Source organism: Niastella sp. sgz303648, assembly GCF_059587045.1.
This window is the reverse complement of the sequence record NZ_JCAPSW010000028.1, coordinates 23,551-38,798: the sequence shown is the minus strand read 5'-3', so window position 1 is coordinate 38,798 and position 15,248 is coordinate 23,551. Positions and strand designations below refer to the sequence as shown.

Below are 15,248 nucleotides of genomic sequence, written 5' to 3'. Positions count from 1 at the left end.
TTACCAGTTACCGGTTACCAGTTACCGGTTACCGGTTACCAGTCGCCGGTTACCCGGTACCCGGGAACAGGCAACCTGCTACTGGCCTTTCCCGAGGAAAATAATCCTAAGCGTATACACCATTATCTTAAAATCGAGGGCCAGGGAAATATTCTCAATATAAATCAAATCGTACTTCATCCGTTCTATCATCTGGTGTACATTTTCGGCATAACCGAATTGTACCATGCCCCATGATGTTAGTCCGGGTTTTACCTTCAACAGGTATGAAAAATACGGAACCTGTTCGTGTATCTGATTAATATAAAAAGCCCGTTCGGGCCGGGGCCCTACCAGGCTCATTTCGCCTTTAATAATATTCCATAACTGGGGCAATTCATCGAGGCGCCATTTACGCATGATGCGCCCCCAGGGGGTAATGCGCGGGTCGTTGCCACTCGACAACTGCGGACCGTTCTTTTCGGCCGGGTGATACATTGAACGGAATTTGTAAATACGGAATTTCCTGCCTTTATATCCTACGCGGTACTGCGAGTACATAACCGGCCCCGGAGAAGAAAACTTCACCCTGATCATAACATACAATATCAGCGGCGATAAAAAAACAAAGCCAAGCATGGCAATGGCTACATCCAGCACGCGTTTGATATTTTGTTGCCACTGCGGCATCAGGCCCGATTTGATATCGGTTAATACGGCCCCGAACAAATTGCTGGTTTTTACCGAACCCGAAAGAATATCCAGCACATCGGGCACTATCTTTACTTCAACATCCATTTCGCTGAGGCGGTTCACGATCTTTTCAACCTGCACCTTTTCCTGTTTTTCCATGGCCACCACCACCAGTTTAATATGCTGCTCGCCAATTACCTTTTCCATATCCTGCAGCCAGCCATGCCAGGGCAAATGATGACTGATGCCATTGGGTTGCGATCCGGTACAAATAAAACCGGTATAATGATAACCGGCTGTGCGCAATCCGTCGCGTGTATCGAAATAAATTTTTTCGGCTATCGAATTGCCGCCTATAAGCAGGGTGTTAAAACGAACATGTCCTTCGGTCAATTGCTTTTTTACCCTGCCCAGCAGCATATTGCGGCCGATCCAGGTAAAAAGCAATTGCGCAGTTATATAACTTAATAAAGCCTTATAAAAATAGATATAGTCTTTCTGATGATCATTGATCACAATGGCAAAAAAGATAATGGTGCAGCCGATGAGGCAGCAAAGAAAGGTTATTGCAAATTCGTTTAACCGCGACTTGCTGTATAAAGAATAATAAGCGCCTACGAGGGTATAAAATATAAGCCAGGTAATGGGAATAATGCTGATGCCCAGCCAGAACCGGTTGTTCAGGTAAAAGGGGTGATTAATATCTTCATGCAACAGGTACCGCCGCGAATAGTACAAAACGATCCACGCCAATATAGCCGCTATATAGTCGCTGAGCAAATACCAGGTACTATGGATACGTTTTACAGAAGGCATGTATGGAGTTACACAGTAATATTATTGTTTTTGATTTTCTGCAATATCTGATGAGCTACGTCCATTGCGCGGTAACCATCCACTTCCGATACCATAGTAGGTTGATCTAATAAAATGGCATCGCGAAAAGATTCCAGTTCCTTTTTTATGGCATTTACTTCCGGCACCTGCGGATTAACCACAGCTATCGTTTTTTTACCGTGCAGCGTATCAAGATCAAAGGAAAAGGCGTCTATATCCTGTGGGGATTTTAATTTAATTACTTCTGATTTTTTGTTCAGAAAGTCGATGCCAATGTAAGCATCTTTCTGAAATAATCGCATTTTACGCATTTTCTTCATCGAAATGCGGCTCGAGGTAAGGTTGGCCACACAGCCGTTGTTGAACTCGATGCGTACGTTGGCGATATCGGGGGTATCGGTCATAACAGCTACTCCGCTGGCCGATATTTGTTTTACTTCACTTTTTACCAGGCTCAGTATGATGTCGATATCATGGATCATCAGGTCGAGGATCACGCTCACTTCGGTACCCCGAACATTGAACTGCGCCAGGCGGTGCACCTCGATGAACATCGGGTTCAGCTCCAATTGTCTTACAGCCAGAAAAGCGGGGTTAAACCGCTCAACATGACCTACCTGCAGTTTAACGGCCGATTCCTTTACCAGTTTTACCAGTTCCCGGGCTTCATCCATGGTATTGGCCATTGGCTTTTCAACAAACACGTGTTTGCCTTTGCGGATGGCCATTTTTGCCAGGTTGAAATGGTAGGTGGTGGGTGCAATGATATCCACTACATCCACTGCATCCATCAGCCGTTCGGGATCGAGGAAACGGGGAACCTGATATTTTTCGGTTACATCCTGTGACGCGACATCAGAGGGGTCGTAAAAACCTACAACTTCTGTATTGTTGATTTCCTTCCAGTTGTTCAGATGAAATTTTCCAAGATGTCCAACGCCAAATACACCAATCTTTAGCATACGTAAGGTTAAAAGCGCAAAGATAACGGGTACTACCGGTTACCAAACGCTTTTTTATTACCAGTAATTGTATTGGATGTGAATAAGTTAGGAAAAACCAACTGGCAATCGGCAATATGCAATTTGGCAATCACCCGGCAGAGCGGGTTACCTTGCTTATTGCCAATTGCTTATTGCTTATTGCTACTTCACCATTGCCGAGCGGCTGGCGTAGGCGGGCGATGAGCCGTAAATGAACAAACAGCTGCCATCTTTTAACAGATCGATGAGCTCGTTCGATATATCGGGCGAAACTGCGGGGCATCCCCAGCTGCGACCGATATAGCCCTGGTTGTAAATAAAGCCTTCGCTTACATAATCGGCTCCATGTATTACAATGCCGCGGCGCATAGCACAGTCGTTAATGCCCTTTTCCATACCCTCGAGCTTTAACGAATAGCCATTGCTGCCATTATAGGCATTGCCGGTTACATAAAAACCTAAGCTGCTTTTGCAGGAAGATGGTTTATTGGAGAATGATTTGGCGATAATTTTTCCGGTTTTAACACCATGGGCCACCCAGGTGTTGTACAGCAACTGGTATGTGTTGAGGTCGATAACATATAACCGTTTACTGGTGCTGGGCTGACTGAAATCAACGATCGCCAGCAGGTTATCTTTAATACGATGGGTTTTTACCAGCCGGGACATTCCTTTGAGGGCCATGGCAAATACCCTTTTCGACAATCCTGCATCTTTTAAACGCAAACTGTCGTACACATTCAGTTTTTTTGAAATAGAAAAGTTAGCAGATGCGCTATTGGAAATAGCGGTTGTATCGGAAAAAGTACGAACAATGCGTCTTTTTCCATTTTTAACAGGTGCAAAAGACGATTGCAGCGCTACAATACCCATCAACAGGAATAGCCAAAACAGCTTTCCCGGCCTTGCCATTAATTGTTTTTGCATGAATCCGTTCCCATTTTTTGATAGAAGTGAAATCCAATCACAACCTATCGGTACAGAAATAACCAGGTTTAAAAGTTTTTATTGTGCTCATGGCAACCCTGAAAACGCCATAAGAACCCTTTTTAAACCAGGGAGATTTATACATCAATAATCAGTCCGGCTTTGCGGCTAATACACATTAACAATAATAATAAATTGTTTTCAGTTTGTCAATAGGAAGGTATGCATATAAATGGGGATAAAAATCGAAGTCAGAAGTCGGAGGTCGGAAGTAAAGTTGAAAAGTTAAAAAGTTAAAAGGTTAACAAGTTGACAGGTAGCCGGAAACTATACGATTTGCCGTTTGCCGTTTCACGTTTGTCGTTTGCCAATTACCGCCTATTGCCTATTCACTACTGCCTACTGCCTTTTGCCCCACTGCTAACTGTCAACCGCTTAAGTAGATTTTTCCCTATTGAAAAGATAATTCACCACCACATAAAAGAACCCGAATACATTGGCGGTGGTAGTGGTAATTAAGGCAATAAGCACGCCGTCGGAAAGATGAACCGCGCCGCGGCCGCATTGTATTACGATCATGAGCACAAAAAACATCCATAATACGGTAACAGCGAATATCCAGTAGCTATAGGTTTTTCGGGCTTTGTTATCGTCGAGCAGGCGCTTCAGCTGGGCTTTGGAAAATTCGGCATCAATATCAAGCACATTAATTTCTTCAACATTCGCCTCTTTTACATTTACACGGGTGTCGGCCGGCTGGTCGAGCAGCGGGTGTAATAAGTCCTTTACCTCATTAACCGAGGCAACAGAAGATTTGGGCGGAGTTTTCATCATTTATTACCTGATTAGCAACCGTTCGAAGTAGTTTTTGATTTCTTCGTTGCCGATGGGGGTTGATTTTTCGATGGGATCATACACTTTCGACCAGGGCGCCTGTGGCTGGTGGGTCCAGTTAGATAAGGCCATGGCTGAAAAATCTTTTAACACGTCCCAGGTATAATTAATGGAATCGATGGCTTCGTTATCGAGCAGGTATCGTTTTTTTTCGGTGTCGGTGGGAGTAACAGAGGCCGTATCGGTGATGAGTTTACTGCCGTATAGCTTGAAGTTATCATAAATTTCAGGCACAACCGGACCGAACTTCCAGGCCTGAAAATTTTCCCTGATGAGCGGCGCGCCGTATTTGGCAAGATGATATCCCTGCGCAAAATAAACAAGCTTTTGCAGCTTCATTTGTGTTACAAACTTACCGTCATCGATACCTTTTTTTACAAAGGCATAGGCTATTAGTGATGCAGGATAGGCCATAAGGTTACGTTTACTTACTTCAAATATAGTAATTATTCGCGAGTACTAATTTCTTTAGTGGTAAATCGTGAGTGGTGAGTGGTGAATGGTGAGTAGCTGTTAAGCTTCTCAAACCCTAACTAATTTTGTCAATCCGATTTTACCGATTGAACCATTGACCACTCACAACTCACAACTCACCACTGACCACTGACCACTCTCCACTCACCTCTTGCCCTTTGCTCCTCTCTGCCGGCAATTACAACTTCTCACCTATGATCGAATATAGCAAATTCCGATAGTGCTCGCTGCAGGGCAGTTCGGTATCGCCCAGCAATACGGCTTTGCGCGAAACGGTATCTACTTTGCGCAGCGAAATGATATACGAACGGTGTATGCGAATGAACTCATCGTGCGGTAACCTGCTTTCGAAGTATTTTAAGCTTTGCAACGTAACAAACGGTTTCTTACTGTCGACCAGATGAATTTTAGTATAGTCTTTCAACCCTTCGAGATACAGGATGTCGCTGTAAAATATCTTCTGGATCTTGTGCGAGGTTTTGATGAACAGAAAATCGTCTTTACGCAACGCCGTTTTGGCCTTTCTGAAACCAATGTATTCATAGGCCTTGTTCACGGCCGTCATAAAGCGGTCGAACGACACGGGTTTTAACAGGTAATCGATGGCATCCATGGCAAAGCCTTCAATGGCAAATTCATGGTGTGCGGTTACAAAAATGACTGCCGGTTTTTTGTTGAGCGTTTTTAAAAACTGAATACCGCTGAGATCGGGCATGCGTATATCGAGCAGCACGAGGTCGATTTCTTCTTTCTCGAAATACGGAAAAGCCGAAACAGGCCCTTCGCAACGGGCTACCAGATTCAGATAAGGAACTTTCTGAATAAAGTCTTCTAACAGGTCGAGCGCCCAGGGTTCGTCATCGATGATAATGCAATTAACTTTCATAGTCCAGTTCGATTTTCAGATTAACAATGTACAGGTGATCATTTTCAACTACATCCAGCAGGTGACGGCCGGGATATAAAACATCCAGCCTTCTTTGGGCATTGATAAGCCCTACCCCACCGGAAGATTCCCTGCTTGATTGGGTGATGGCGTTTCCAACTGTTAGCGTTAATTCATTTCCTATAACAGCAATCGAAATGTTTATTTCGGATGGCGCTGTATAGCTGATGCCGTGTTTAAAAGCGTTTTCGATAAACGTGATCAGCAGCAACGGGGCAATTACCAAACCGTTCGTGCGGCCTGATACGTTATAATGAATGGTTATATTTTTAGAAAGCCGAAGCTTTTGTAAATCGATATAATTGCTGATGTATTCAAGGTCGTTGGCCAGTTGAATTTTATCGGCGGTTGAATCGTACAGCACATACCGCATGATGCGCGAAAACTTTAATATGCTGTGTTCGGTTTGTTCCGATTTAAAATGTGCCTGTGAATAAATGCTGTTGAGTGTATTGAACAAAAAATGCGGATTGATCTGCAGCTTCAGAAAATTCAGCTCGGCATTTAACCGTTCGTTCTCCAGTATCTTTTTTTGTTTTTCACTGATGAACAGCGAATGCGCCAGTTTTATAAATCCGCTTAACAGCAAAATCACAATGCCAGAAGATAACGCATCTTTCAGCGTTATAATATACACCATTTGGGGAAAGCGTTCTTTAAAAAAGTGCGGCGGCGGCATGCCGGGTTCGGTAATGTCGGGGGCCATAGCAGAATCTTTACCAGCTATAAAAAAAGATTTGCCACGCTCCTGTTTGTTATCGGGCGCTCCATCAACGGGTTCCGAAACAGCTACGGTGCCATAACCCTGCTCTGTAACAAATACACTTCTGCGCTCGCCGGGACCGGGGCCTCCCCCGAGTTCGTTGACAGCAGCACCGGGTTTAGTTTCTTTTTCACTTCCGGCTGCGCCGCGGGTGCGCGACGGAACCATATACGGACGTGTGGCAGCGAGGTAAAACCGGTCGAACCGGTGCTTGTGGGTCTTTAAAAAATAAACTTCCAGTATCATTTGCTGGGCGCATATGAATATGAGTGCGGCCATCAGCGATAAAAAGTAACTGAGTAACTGGCGTTTTTTAAATAAGCGGGGTAATAAGTAATAGAAGTTTAAATAGAAAAGGGCTATCAGGAAGGCTTTGTTGATGATTTCGCGGTAAAAGAAACGTACGTCGGGAATGCGAACGCGGTAAATGTACAGGGGTAATATTAAAAAAAGTCCCCATAGCAACACATGCACTATAATTACCAGCAGTTTTTGCCGAACTGTTTTCACCGGTTTAAACCCCAGCACAGCAGCAAGGGCATCCCGGATTTTTTCTTTGGTCATCACTTTGATTGAGCACGTAAGACGCCAAGTCGCTGCAACTGCTGGTGGTTAATTGCCGGAATTTCCCCTGATTTTATCTTTTCTATAACAATTTGGGCCGTACCGGCGGCTTGTTGTTCATTGCTGAAGCCTGCCCCGCCCGGTTCGCCCGGAATAAAAGGCTGATGAATGATGATGCTGTCTTTTACCAGCACATCGTACCCCCAGCCCTGCTCAGTTTTAAAACATTTGTACGATAACGGGCCTTTATGGGTTTTGCGAAAGGCCAGCATAAAAAAAGTACTGCCGGCAGCAAATAACAATGCTGCCAGCAGTATCAATTTATGTTTTTTAGTTATTGTCGGTAGTAACATCTTCTACAGTTGGCTGAAACTCATACATGTTATCGAAAGACGCTGAACCGCTACGGCCGGTCATTACAAAACCACGGCCACCTAATGTAAAGGCGAGGGCGCCTGTACGGGCAGTGCCGCTGAACGCAGTTTTTTCAACCCACAGGTCGGTCGAAGGATCGTATTCCCAGGTATGTGTGTTCATGCTGCCGTTTTCGCCGGTAGCGAGATACACTTTATTATTCATTACAAAAGTTACTGCATTGTAACGAATAATAGTAGTATACTTATCGTCGAAGCTGTTGTCGCTTACATTGGTCAGTTTGTTTTTAGCCGTCCAGGTATCGGTACCGGGGTCATACACCTGCAAATCGTTCAGGGCCGAGCTATTGTTATTACCACTGCATATATAAGCCTGGTTGTTCACAACGAATGCGGTAGCCTGACTTCTTTTTGAACCACCCACACCGGCTTTTTGCGTCCATGAATCGGCAGAAGGATCATATTGCCACAGATCTTTCAGGAAATTATCGTCATATCCGGTAGCTACATACCCTTTATTGTTCAGCACAAAAGCAACTGCTTCGATGCGGGCTGTTCCGCCGAAATCATTTTTCTGGGTCCATTTGTTGGTAGCAGGATTAAAGGAGTACATATCTTTCAGGTAATTGCCGCTGGCGTCGGTTCCGGTACCAACATATCCCAATCCGTTTATTGAAAAGGCAATAGCCGAATTACGTTCAATGCCGGTAAAGCTGGCGATCTGTGTCCAGTACTTTGTAGTTAAAGAATATTTCCAGAAATCATTAAACTTTTTATTGTCTGATTCTCCGGTTCCAACAAATACCGTATCATTTACAGAAAAAATAACAGCCTCGCTGCGGGCAGGGCCATCGAAATAATCACTGATTTTCCAGTTACCAATGAGATCGCTGGAACTTGATGAACTTTTGCTACAGGCAGGAATAATTAACAAAGGCGCGGTCGCAATCACAAGGGCCAGGGTGTAAACTACAACATTCTTCATTTGAAATTTTTTTGTTTTTTAAAGACAAACCAAACAGCAATTTTTGATTTCAGGATTTTTAAATTTTGCGATTTCTTTTGGTGCAACCCTCCAATAAATCACAAAATCTCAATATCTCAAAATCCAAAAATCAAAATGGTTTCGGGAGCGTAAAAGTATTTCCGCGTATTGCAAACAACTTTATAAAATAGATGGATAAGGATATTGAATCGACAATTCAGCACATTTTATCTGCAACCGCTGTTAAAAATATGGCATAAATCAGCCGGGGCGCAAATTAACAAATGAAAATACGCTATTTTGCCCGTTGATATGATTAACGTGCATTTAACATTTCCAGACAAGCCTTTTGGCCATGGGCAGGCAATATATTTAGACATTTGCAGGCCATTTAGCCGATGAGCACTGACCGATAAAAACAACGGGTTCGTCGATTATTCGGCCACAATTATATATAATAACAAATTTTCGTGCAGCCTGCCGGATAAATTGCGCCGCTGTGCAGGATGGGGAGCAGGGTTACAAAGCAGGAAGATATTGCTTTTTATAAACTGTTACCGGTTACCAGATTCCGGTTTCCGGGTGCGCGGCAACTGGTAACTGGCAGCTGGTAACCGGCAACTTTAAATAAACAATCACTCACTAAACTTATATGTACATATTCAAAAGGATACCTTTTTTCACATACTGCATTTTGTTTACCACCCTGTTATCGTCGTGCTATAAAAAAGATGTTCAGGTAGGGGCCGATCTGGCCGAAAGCCACACGCGCATTTTAACCGTAGATACAGTGGCGGTGGTTTTATCGACCTATGTACTCGACTCATTCGCTACCTCGGGCAACAGCTTTGCCCTGATAGGTAATTACAACGATGCGTATGCAGGCAATACCGTAGCCAGCACCTTTTTTCAACCCGGCTTGCCCACTTTATCAGAAGACGCCAGTACCCTGCTGCCTAAAAATGCCGTGTACGATTCGCTGATGCTGTACATGAAACCGAGCGGCTATTATTACGGCGATACCACCAAACCTTTCAGCATTACAGTAAATGAACTGGCCGCACAACCCGATTATACCAATACCAATGCCAGTAAATTATACAACACCTCTTACTTTCCGGTAAAATCAACGCCCCTGGCCACGTATTCGCAACTGATCAGTCCGGCACGCCGCGATTCAGTAAAGATCAGGCTGCCCGACAGCAAAGGCGCTGATTTCTTTACCAAGATTCAGCAAAAGGCAACGCAGTTTACGAGCGAAACCAACTTCCTCAACTATTTCAACGGAATTTCGATAACACCTTCTTCAACCACCGGCGCCGCATATGGATTTAACCTGGCCGACAGCAGTATACGGGTGCGTTTGCATTATCACCTTACTATTCCTTATCGTGCCGATAAAGTAATTGATTTTATTCTTACCCGAACCAGCTATCAGTTCAACCGCATAATAACCGACCGCAGCAACACTACAATGGCGCCTACGGTAATCGGCCAGCGTGAATTCTTTCCAACCAACACCAATTCGTTTGCCATAACACAAAGCGGAACCGGTGTATTGCTGAAAGCAAAATTCCCTTCGTTGCGTGATGTACTTAAGATAAATGACGTGGTGAAACTAATGAGCGCTAAGCTAATAATAGAACCGGTGAAGGGCACCTACGGTTTATACGTGAATAAACTACCCGATCCGTTGTTCATGGTCACTACCGACAACACCAATAACTTCGGCACGGTACTAACCGACACCACAGGCTCGGGGGTTCAATACCGGTCGCCGCAAATAGATTATGTGTATGGCATTTATTCTAACTACACCTTTACGGTTACCTCGTATTTGAATTACCTGATGAACACATCGGGCACCATCGAAAGCGGTATGTTCATAATGCAGAGTGACCCCTCTACTTCCAAACAAATTAACCGCGGCGTGATCGGCAGCCGGCAAAACACCAACTACCAGGCGAAACTGGTTTTAACTCTATTGACAATCGAATAATCACCATATAATGAGAAAAATAGTACTGGCCGGCCTTTTTGTAGTGTTGATGATTCAGGCAAATGCACAGAATTTAAGTTCGCCCTACTCAGTGTATGGTGTAGGCGAAATTCAAAACTCATACCCCGACCGCAGCAGCGGTATGGCGAATACATCGATTTCACTGATTTCGACTCCCGGTTTCATACTCAATAAAAACCCGGCATCATTGATTGGTCTTGAAAGAAGTTTGGGACAGGTTGACCTGGCGCTGGTAGGCAAAACCGTTAATTTTTCCGGTACGCCCATTACCAGCAGCAACAGCAGCGGTAAAGACATGACCATCAAACGCGTGTCGCTGTCGGCCAAACTCAATAACCACTGGGCCAGCAGCGTAGGTTTTATGCCATTCAGTTATGTGAACTATTCATTCACCGGCCAAAAAAGCATTGAAGGAAGTTCCAGCACCTATACCGGCACCTATGAAGGCAACGGCGGGTTGTACAATATTTTCTGGAATAATGCTTTTGCCGTTGGCAAACACCTGGCGATGGGGTTGCGCAGTTCATTTATATTCGGTTCTATTAATCAAACCGAAACACTCGAAGGCGCTACCCTGAATGTACCGGTGGTATCGCAGGTAAGTAATTACTATAACAATTTTCGCTTTGAGTATGGCGCTATATATGGTGGTAAAATTGATAAAGACTGGCGCTATTCGTTAGGCGGAAAAATAACTACCAAAGCCAATTTGCGCACCGATAAAACATTAACCGTTACCGAAGGAAGCACTGCGGTAGAAACCAATAAAGACCTGGGCACCGGCACCTTTTCATTGCCCTGGCAATACGATGCCGGTATTTCGCTGACCAATAAAGGACGCTCAACCTTTTCGGTTGATTACAGCTTTGCCAACTGGGCGGGTATTAATACCGGCGGCACTACCTGGACAACCGTGAACAGCCAGCGCCTGAGTGCCGGTGTGCAGTTCAGCAAACAGGTACAACGCTTTGGCCTGGTAGCAGAGAAAAGTTATTTTCAGGCAGGTGTATTCACCGGACAAAGCTACATGCAGGTAAAAGGACAGCAGCTAAACGAGTTTGGTATGACGGCAGGTTATGGCGGTTATTTAAGCCGTGGATTATCGTATGGACTTTCGCTCGAAGGCGGCCGCCGAGGCACCACTGCCAATGGGTTGATAAGGGAAAATTATGTGCAGTTTACCATAGCACTATCTTACAGAGAAGTGCTTTACAGCAAGGGAAGGAAGTACGATTAAGAGCAGTTTATGGTTTGTGGTTAACCTCAGATTCGGAAATGTTTTTTGTTTGTTACCTGTTGATAATTTAAACCTGTTTACTCTTTTATTATTTGTTACCTGCTGATAAATTTAATTCATGTGCCACGTAATGATTACGTGGCATATTTGTTTAATGCTGTTTATAGTTTCTTGTTTATAGTTTGAGGTTACTTCAGTTTCAGAAAGGTTTACCATTTGTTACCTGTTATCGAAGTAAAAGAACCAGAAACTAAAAACTATAAACCAGAAACTTTATACCATGGGCAACTCATTTCCTTTTATAGAAATAAAGCTTCACAGAAGATGCCAGCGCCTTTTCGCTGATGGTAAAATACCCGCTGTTGTCGGCGGCAAAGGCAATGGCTTCGCCCTGCGGCTCCTGCTGGTAGGGCAGTTTGGAAGAGGGGCCGCTTAACGCCTGCAGTATTGTTTGGCTCGATTTATAAGGATAATAATAAATAGCATCGTAGGTTTTTACCACAATCTCATTACCATTGGGCAACATGGCTGCACTCACCACATAATTATACGGCAAACTGCCGATTTCCTCAGCCTTATTCATACTGGTTGTACTATAGGGATAAGTGAGCTTAAATATCTTCGACTTCAAATCGTTTTTGGTAATGATGTAGATGTCTTCGGTAGCGGCATCTACCAGTATCGCTTCGGCATTGTGACTGCCATCGGGATAAAAAAAAGCGATTGTATCTACCTGCTGAACGGTATCGGTGGCCAATGCAGGTTCTTCGAGGCGGTAAATGGCATAGTCAGGATGCACCAGCAGGTTATCGCCCGTTTCGGCAACGTATAAGTATGGCTTTCCGGATTTAGGCCCCGACGACAATGCAATATCTTCCCAGTCGCGGTTGCTGACATTAGCGAGGTGAACCGTTTTCAGAACGGTACCATCATGCTTCAGTAAGAACAGGTCGGGCGGATTGCCGCTATCCTGTTCAACCCACAAATAACCGGGATTTGTTTTGCTGTCGGCAATACCGGAAGCTTCAACCAGTTGGGGCGAACTCACCGTAAACTCCTGCGGTGTGGTGGCAAAACCATTCTGGCTGCCGCTGCTGCTCTCGTGTTTGCACGACGACGCCAGGCCGGCCATTAAAAAGATGAAAAGATATCTGCTGGTAATAATGCGTATCCCCTTGCTTGCGAACATAACTTTTACAAGGTAGATAAGAATAGCGAAATCAAATGTAATTTTTTTGTTATTGACCCTCAAAAAATAACGAATATTGAATATTAAATGTAGAATGTTGAAGTAAAAACAACTTCGACATTTATCATTGGGCATTCGTTATTCGATATTTATTCTTCCTCTTCCCGGTCCTGTACACTGTCGCGAAGGCGTTTGGGCGAAATACCGATCTCTTTTTTGAATGTATTCCAAAATGAAGGAGCGTGTGAATATCCTACCCGGGTGGCAATGTCTTCGAACGGCAACGAGGTATAGGCTACCAGCTCATAGGCTTTTTTCATGCGAACTTCTTTCCTGAAGTCGACCCATGCCAGGCCATAAATTTGCTTAAAACATACTTTCAGTTTGGTAGTGCTGAGGTTAACATAGTGCGACAGGTCATCGAGCAAATGATCATGACCCGGTTCGGCCAGCAATTTCTCTTTTATTTTATAAATAGCTTCTGCATCTTCTTCACTCACCCGGTTGCGGCATTTTCTTCGTTCAAGTCCCGACCGGTTGAAAAAGGGCAACAACAGTTCTTTCGATTTCAGTTCAAGCCAGGCAGCATAATAGTTGTCGGTAAAATCGCAGTACAACATATCAGAAACGGCTACACGCATTGGTGCGATCATGGGAAAATGTTTACAATTCAGCATAGCCGCTTTGTTGTTGTGCATCATTTGAACAAACGATTCGCAGTTGGGATGATACGGCAAATAATCAATCAGTTCATCTAATGAAAAATGAATGGTAAAGAAAGAATAGTTCCCCGGATTATGAAATACCGCTTTACCCTGTTCGCCTGGTTGATATAACAAATTGCAGGCCCACTCGTAAAAAGCATACAGTTTGCGGTTATAGTCGAGCACAATGGTATGCTTTAAGTTCACAAACAAAAAAGGGTTGGGCTCATTCACCACGCAGGGAACTTCGCATGCATGGTTGATGAAGCAATAGTAATGACGAAAGGTGAACCCCGATCCGGCGATCTGGCTAAATAGAATAGTTCCAAATGATCCTGATAAAACCTTACTGTGTGTTTCGGCGAAGAGGCTGGATGGAATATCATGCTGACGCGGAACTAACGGCTGGCGGCGCGGAAGTCTGTTCGATTCCATAATAAAAAGGTTAAGGTTTAATAAACAACTTAAAGTTACAAAAGATGAAACATACAACCCTAAAGGGTTTCATAAAATTAACAGCCCGTTATACCCGAATCGGAACAAGGGTATTGAATTAAGCTAACCGATACAAATAAACGTGTGTTATTTATACTTAATTAAATTTCTTTATAACTGTTAGAAATATTTTTTTTATCAAATTGAAAAATATTTCTCCCGATTTCGTAGCCAAAAAAGAAACCAGTTCGTTATATTTAGCGTACTTAGTCGCTGCAATGGCGATTGTAACCAAAAGGCAAAAAACTACTTCAACACCCTGTTCACCAAACGAAATTCGTATCGACCCCTGTTATCCGTTCCTTCTTTTTTGGATAGCGAAAACTAACGTTCACTTTTTACAAAGCGCGTATTATTAAATTATTAATGAATGAATGATTTTGCTGCCATGAATAGTATAATGCCCTTATACAGCGCCCTTGCGCCCAATAAACAGCATGCTGTAGTATATGAACGAACGTTTACTAACGACCAACTAACGGTGCAACTTCGTCCGCTGTGGTTACCGCACGACTGGCCCGAAATAAGCAACTGGTTGTACGACGAATTTGCCAAAGGCATAGTGCCGGTGAACCGTATGCCGGTAAGCGAACTACAGGAAACTTTTTCGTTTATGCTACAATGCACTTTTGCCCAACCGTTTATGGGTATGCTGAATGGAAACCCCGGCTTTATGATAGAGATATGCGAAGGCGGCAAGCATTACGATGGACTGGATGAGGGTCCGCATGAATACGAGCCGGGCGATCACATGATACGATTATTGTTGTCGCCCCCTATGATCAGCATGCGACATTTTGCCGACTATGCATTACTGAGCTGTATTGATCATTTTTTTTCGTATCTTCAGGTAAAGCGGATCGTTTGGGAATTGACCGACAAAGACAAGCACTACATTAATCTGGCCAACCGGTTAAGGTTTGAAGAACATCGTTTGCACGACTGGCCCGGCGTACACCTTTATTTGTACAGCAGGGAAAATTTCACCCGCTTTTTGCATACTTATCAACAATAAATACCAATTACTTACAACAACTACGGGAAACTAAATAAGTATATAACAACCGTTCATTATTCTATGCCGAAAGCGGTACCCACATGTTAACTTATACCCCAAAGCTAAAGATCGCTGAAAGCGATGCTAAAACCTTCAAGCATATTATGTGACAAAAAGGCAAGCATAA

General features: G+C 43.8%; 14 protein-coding genes. 3 read left to right on the top strand and 11 right to left on the bottom strand.

The window, feature by feature from the left end:
* Positions 1-78 precede the first annotated feature (78 nt).
* The 9 genes from AC59IL_RS37615 to AC59IL_RS37575 all read right to left on the bottom strand — a co-directional run bounded on the left by AC59IL_RS37615 (position 79) and on the right by AC59IL_RS37575 (position 8,419).
* Positions 79-1,488, bottom strand: coding sequence for a sugar transferase (locus AC59IL_RS37615; RefSeq protein ID WP_496557411.1), 1,410 nt, complete (start codon positions 1,486-1,488; stop codon positions 79-81).
* Positions 1,489-1,496: 8 nt separating this feature from the next.
* Positions 1,497-2,471, bottom strand: coding sequence for a Gfo/Idh/MocA family protein (locus AC59IL_RS37610; protein ID WP_496557410.1), 975 nt, complete (start codon positions 2,469-2,471; stop codon positions 1,497-1,499).
* 183 nt (positions 2,472-2,654) lie between these two features.
* The gene (locus AC59IL_RS37605; protein WP_496557409.1) at positions 2,655-3,419 is read right to left on the bottom strand and encodes a murein L,D-transpeptidase catalytic domain family protein; all 765 of its coding nucleotides are present in this window, start codon (positions 3,417-3,419) and stop codon (positions 2,655-2,657) included.
* A 435-nt stretch (positions 3,420-3,854) separates the two neighbouring features.
* Positions 3,855-4,253 carry a hypothetical protein gene (locus tag AC59IL_RS37600; protein WP_496557408.1) on the bottom strand — a complete coding sequence of 133 codons (399 nt, stop codon included), beginning with the start codon at positions 4,251-4,253 and terminating at the stop codon, positions 3,855-3,857.
* Between the two features lie 3 nt (positions 4,254-4,256).
* The gene (locus AC59IL_RS37595; protein WP_496557407.1) at positions 4,257-4,727 is read right to left on the bottom strand and encodes a Panacea domain-containing protein; all 471 of its coding nucleotides are present in this window, start codon (positions 4,725-4,727) and stop codon (positions 4,257-4,259) included.
* Between the two features lie 238 nt (positions 4,728-4,965).
* Positions 4,966-5,673: a LytR/AlgR family response regulator transcription factor gene (locus AC59IL_RS37590; protein ID WP_496557406.1), complete on the bottom strand. Its 708-nt coding sequence runs from the start codon at positions 5,671-5,673 to the stop codon at positions 4,966-4,968.
* Positions 5,663-7,060, bottom strand: coding sequence for a sensor histidine kinase (locus AC59IL_RS37585; RefSeq protein WP_496557405.1), 1,398 nt, complete (start codon positions 7,058-7,060; stop codon positions 5,663-5,665). The genes AC59IL_RS37590 and AC59IL_RS37585 overlap by 11 nt, the downstream gene beginning before the upstream one ends.
* Positions 7,060-7,380 carry a DUF4907 domain-containing protein gene (locus tag AC59IL_RS37580; RefSeq protein ID WP_496557404.1) on the bottom strand — a complete coding sequence of 107 codons (321 nt, stop codon included), beginning with the start codon at positions 7,378-7,380 and terminating at the stop codon, positions 7,060-7,062. Before AC59IL_RS37580 ends, AC59IL_RS37585 begins: the two co-directional genes overlap by 1 nt.
* 10 nt (positions 7,381-7,390) lie before the next feature.
* Positions 7,391-8,419 (bottom strand): Kelch repeat-containing protein, encoded by a 1,029-nt coding sequence (locus AC59IL_RS37575; RefSeq protein ID WP_496557403.1) that lies wholly within the window; start codon positions 8,417-8,419, stop codon positions 7,391-7,393.
* 652 nt (positions 8,420-9,071) lie between these two features.
* Here AC59IL_RS37575 and AC59IL_RS37570 point away from each other — a divergent pair.
* Both AC59IL_RS37570 and bamG read left to right on the top strand, forming a co-directional pair.
* Positions 9,072-10,418 (top strand): DUF4270 family protein, encoded by a 1,347-nt coding sequence (locus AC59IL_RS37570; protein WP_496557402.1) that lies wholly within the window; start codon positions 9,072-9,074, stop codon positions 10,416-10,418.
* Between the two features lie 10 nt (positions 10,419-10,428).
* A complete protein-coding gene (bamG, locus tag AC59IL_RS37565) occupies positions 10,429-11,676 on the top strand; it encodes a BamG family beta-barrel-assembly machinery protein (protein ID WP_496557401.1) in 1,248 nt (415 codons plus the stop codon).
* A gap of 289 nt (positions 11,677-11,965) precedes the next feature.
* Here bamG and AC59IL_RS37560 read toward each other — a convergent pair whose 3' ends face one another.
* Both AC59IL_RS37560 and AC59IL_RS37555 read right to left on the bottom strand, forming a co-directional pair.
* Positions 11,966-12,865 (bottom strand): hypothetical protein, encoded by a 900-nt coding sequence (locus AC59IL_RS37560; RefSeq protein WP_496557400.1) that lies wholly within the window; start codon positions 12,863-12,865, stop codon positions 11,966-11,968.
* Positions 12,866-13,014: 149 nt separating this feature from the next.
* Positions 13,015-14,004: a helix-turn-helix domain-containing protein gene (locus AC59IL_RS37555; RefSeq protein WP_496557399.1), complete on the bottom strand. Its 990-nt coding sequence runs from the start codon at positions 14,002-14,004 to the stop codon at positions 13,015-13,017.
* Between the two features lie 430 nt (positions 14,005-14,434).
* Between AC59IL_RS37555 and AC59IL_RS37550 the strand changes: the two genes are divergently transcribed.
* Positions 14,435-15,079 carry a GNAT family N-acetyltransferase gene (locus tag AC59IL_RS37550; protein ID WP_496557398.1) on the top strand — a complete coding sequence of 215 codons (645 nt, stop codon included), beginning with the start codon at positions 14,435-14,437 and terminating at the stop codon, positions 15,077-15,079.
* Positions 15,080-15,248: the final 169 nt, after the last annotated feature.

Coding starts and splice junctions, on each gene's coding strand:
- AC59IL_RS37590 (WP_496557406.1), bottom strand. CDS start 5,673: ATGAAAGTTAATTGCATTATCATCGATGACGAACCCTGGGCGCTCGAC.
- AC59IL_RS37615 (WP_496557411.1), bottom strand. CDS start 1,488: ATGCCTTCTGTAAAACGTATCCATAGTACCTGGTATTTGCTCAGCGAC.
- AC59IL_RS37575 (WP_496557403.1), bottom strand. CDS start 8,419: ATGAAGAATGTTGTAGTTTACACCCTGGCCCTTGTGATTGCGACCGCG.
- AC59IL_RS37610 (WP_496557410.1), bottom strand. CDS start 2,471: ATGCTAAAGATTGGTGTATTTGGCGTTGGACATCTTGGAAAATTTCAT.
- AC59IL_RS37595 (WP_496557407.1), bottom strand. CDS start 4,727: ATGGCCTATCCTGCATCACTAATAGCCTATGCCTTTGTAAAAAAAGGT.
- AC59IL_RS37550 (WP_496557398.1), top strand. CDS start 14,435: ATGAATGATTTTGCTGCCATGAATAGTATAATGCCCTTATACAGCGCC.
- AC59IL_RS37605 (WP_496557409.1), bottom strand. CDS start 3,419: ATGCAAAAACAATTAATGGCAAGGCCGGGAAAGCTGTTTTGGCTATTC.
- AC59IL_RS37560 (WP_496557400.1), bottom strand. CDS start 12,865: ATGTTCGCAAGCAAGGGGATACGCATTATTACCAGCAGATATCTTTTC.
- bamG (WP_496557401.1), top strand. CDS start 10,429: ATGAGAAAAATAGTACTGGCCGGCCTTTTTGTAGTGTTGATGATTCAG.
- AC59IL_RS37555 (WP_496557399.1), bottom strand. CDS start 14,004: ATGGAATCGAACAGACTTCCGCGCCGCCAGCCGTTAGTTCCGCGTCAG.
- AC59IL_RS37600 (WP_496557408.1), bottom strand. CDS start 4,253: ATGATGAAAACTCCGCCCAAATCTTCTGTTGCCTCGGTTAATGAGGTA.
- AC59IL_RS37585 (WP_496557405.1), bottom strand. CDS start 7,060: ATGACCAAAGAAAAAATCCGGGATGCCCTTGCTGCTGTGCTGGGGTTT.
- AC59IL_RS37570 (WP_496557402.1), top strand. CDS start 9,072: ATGTACATATTCAAAAGGATACCTTTTTTCACATACTGCATTTTGTTT.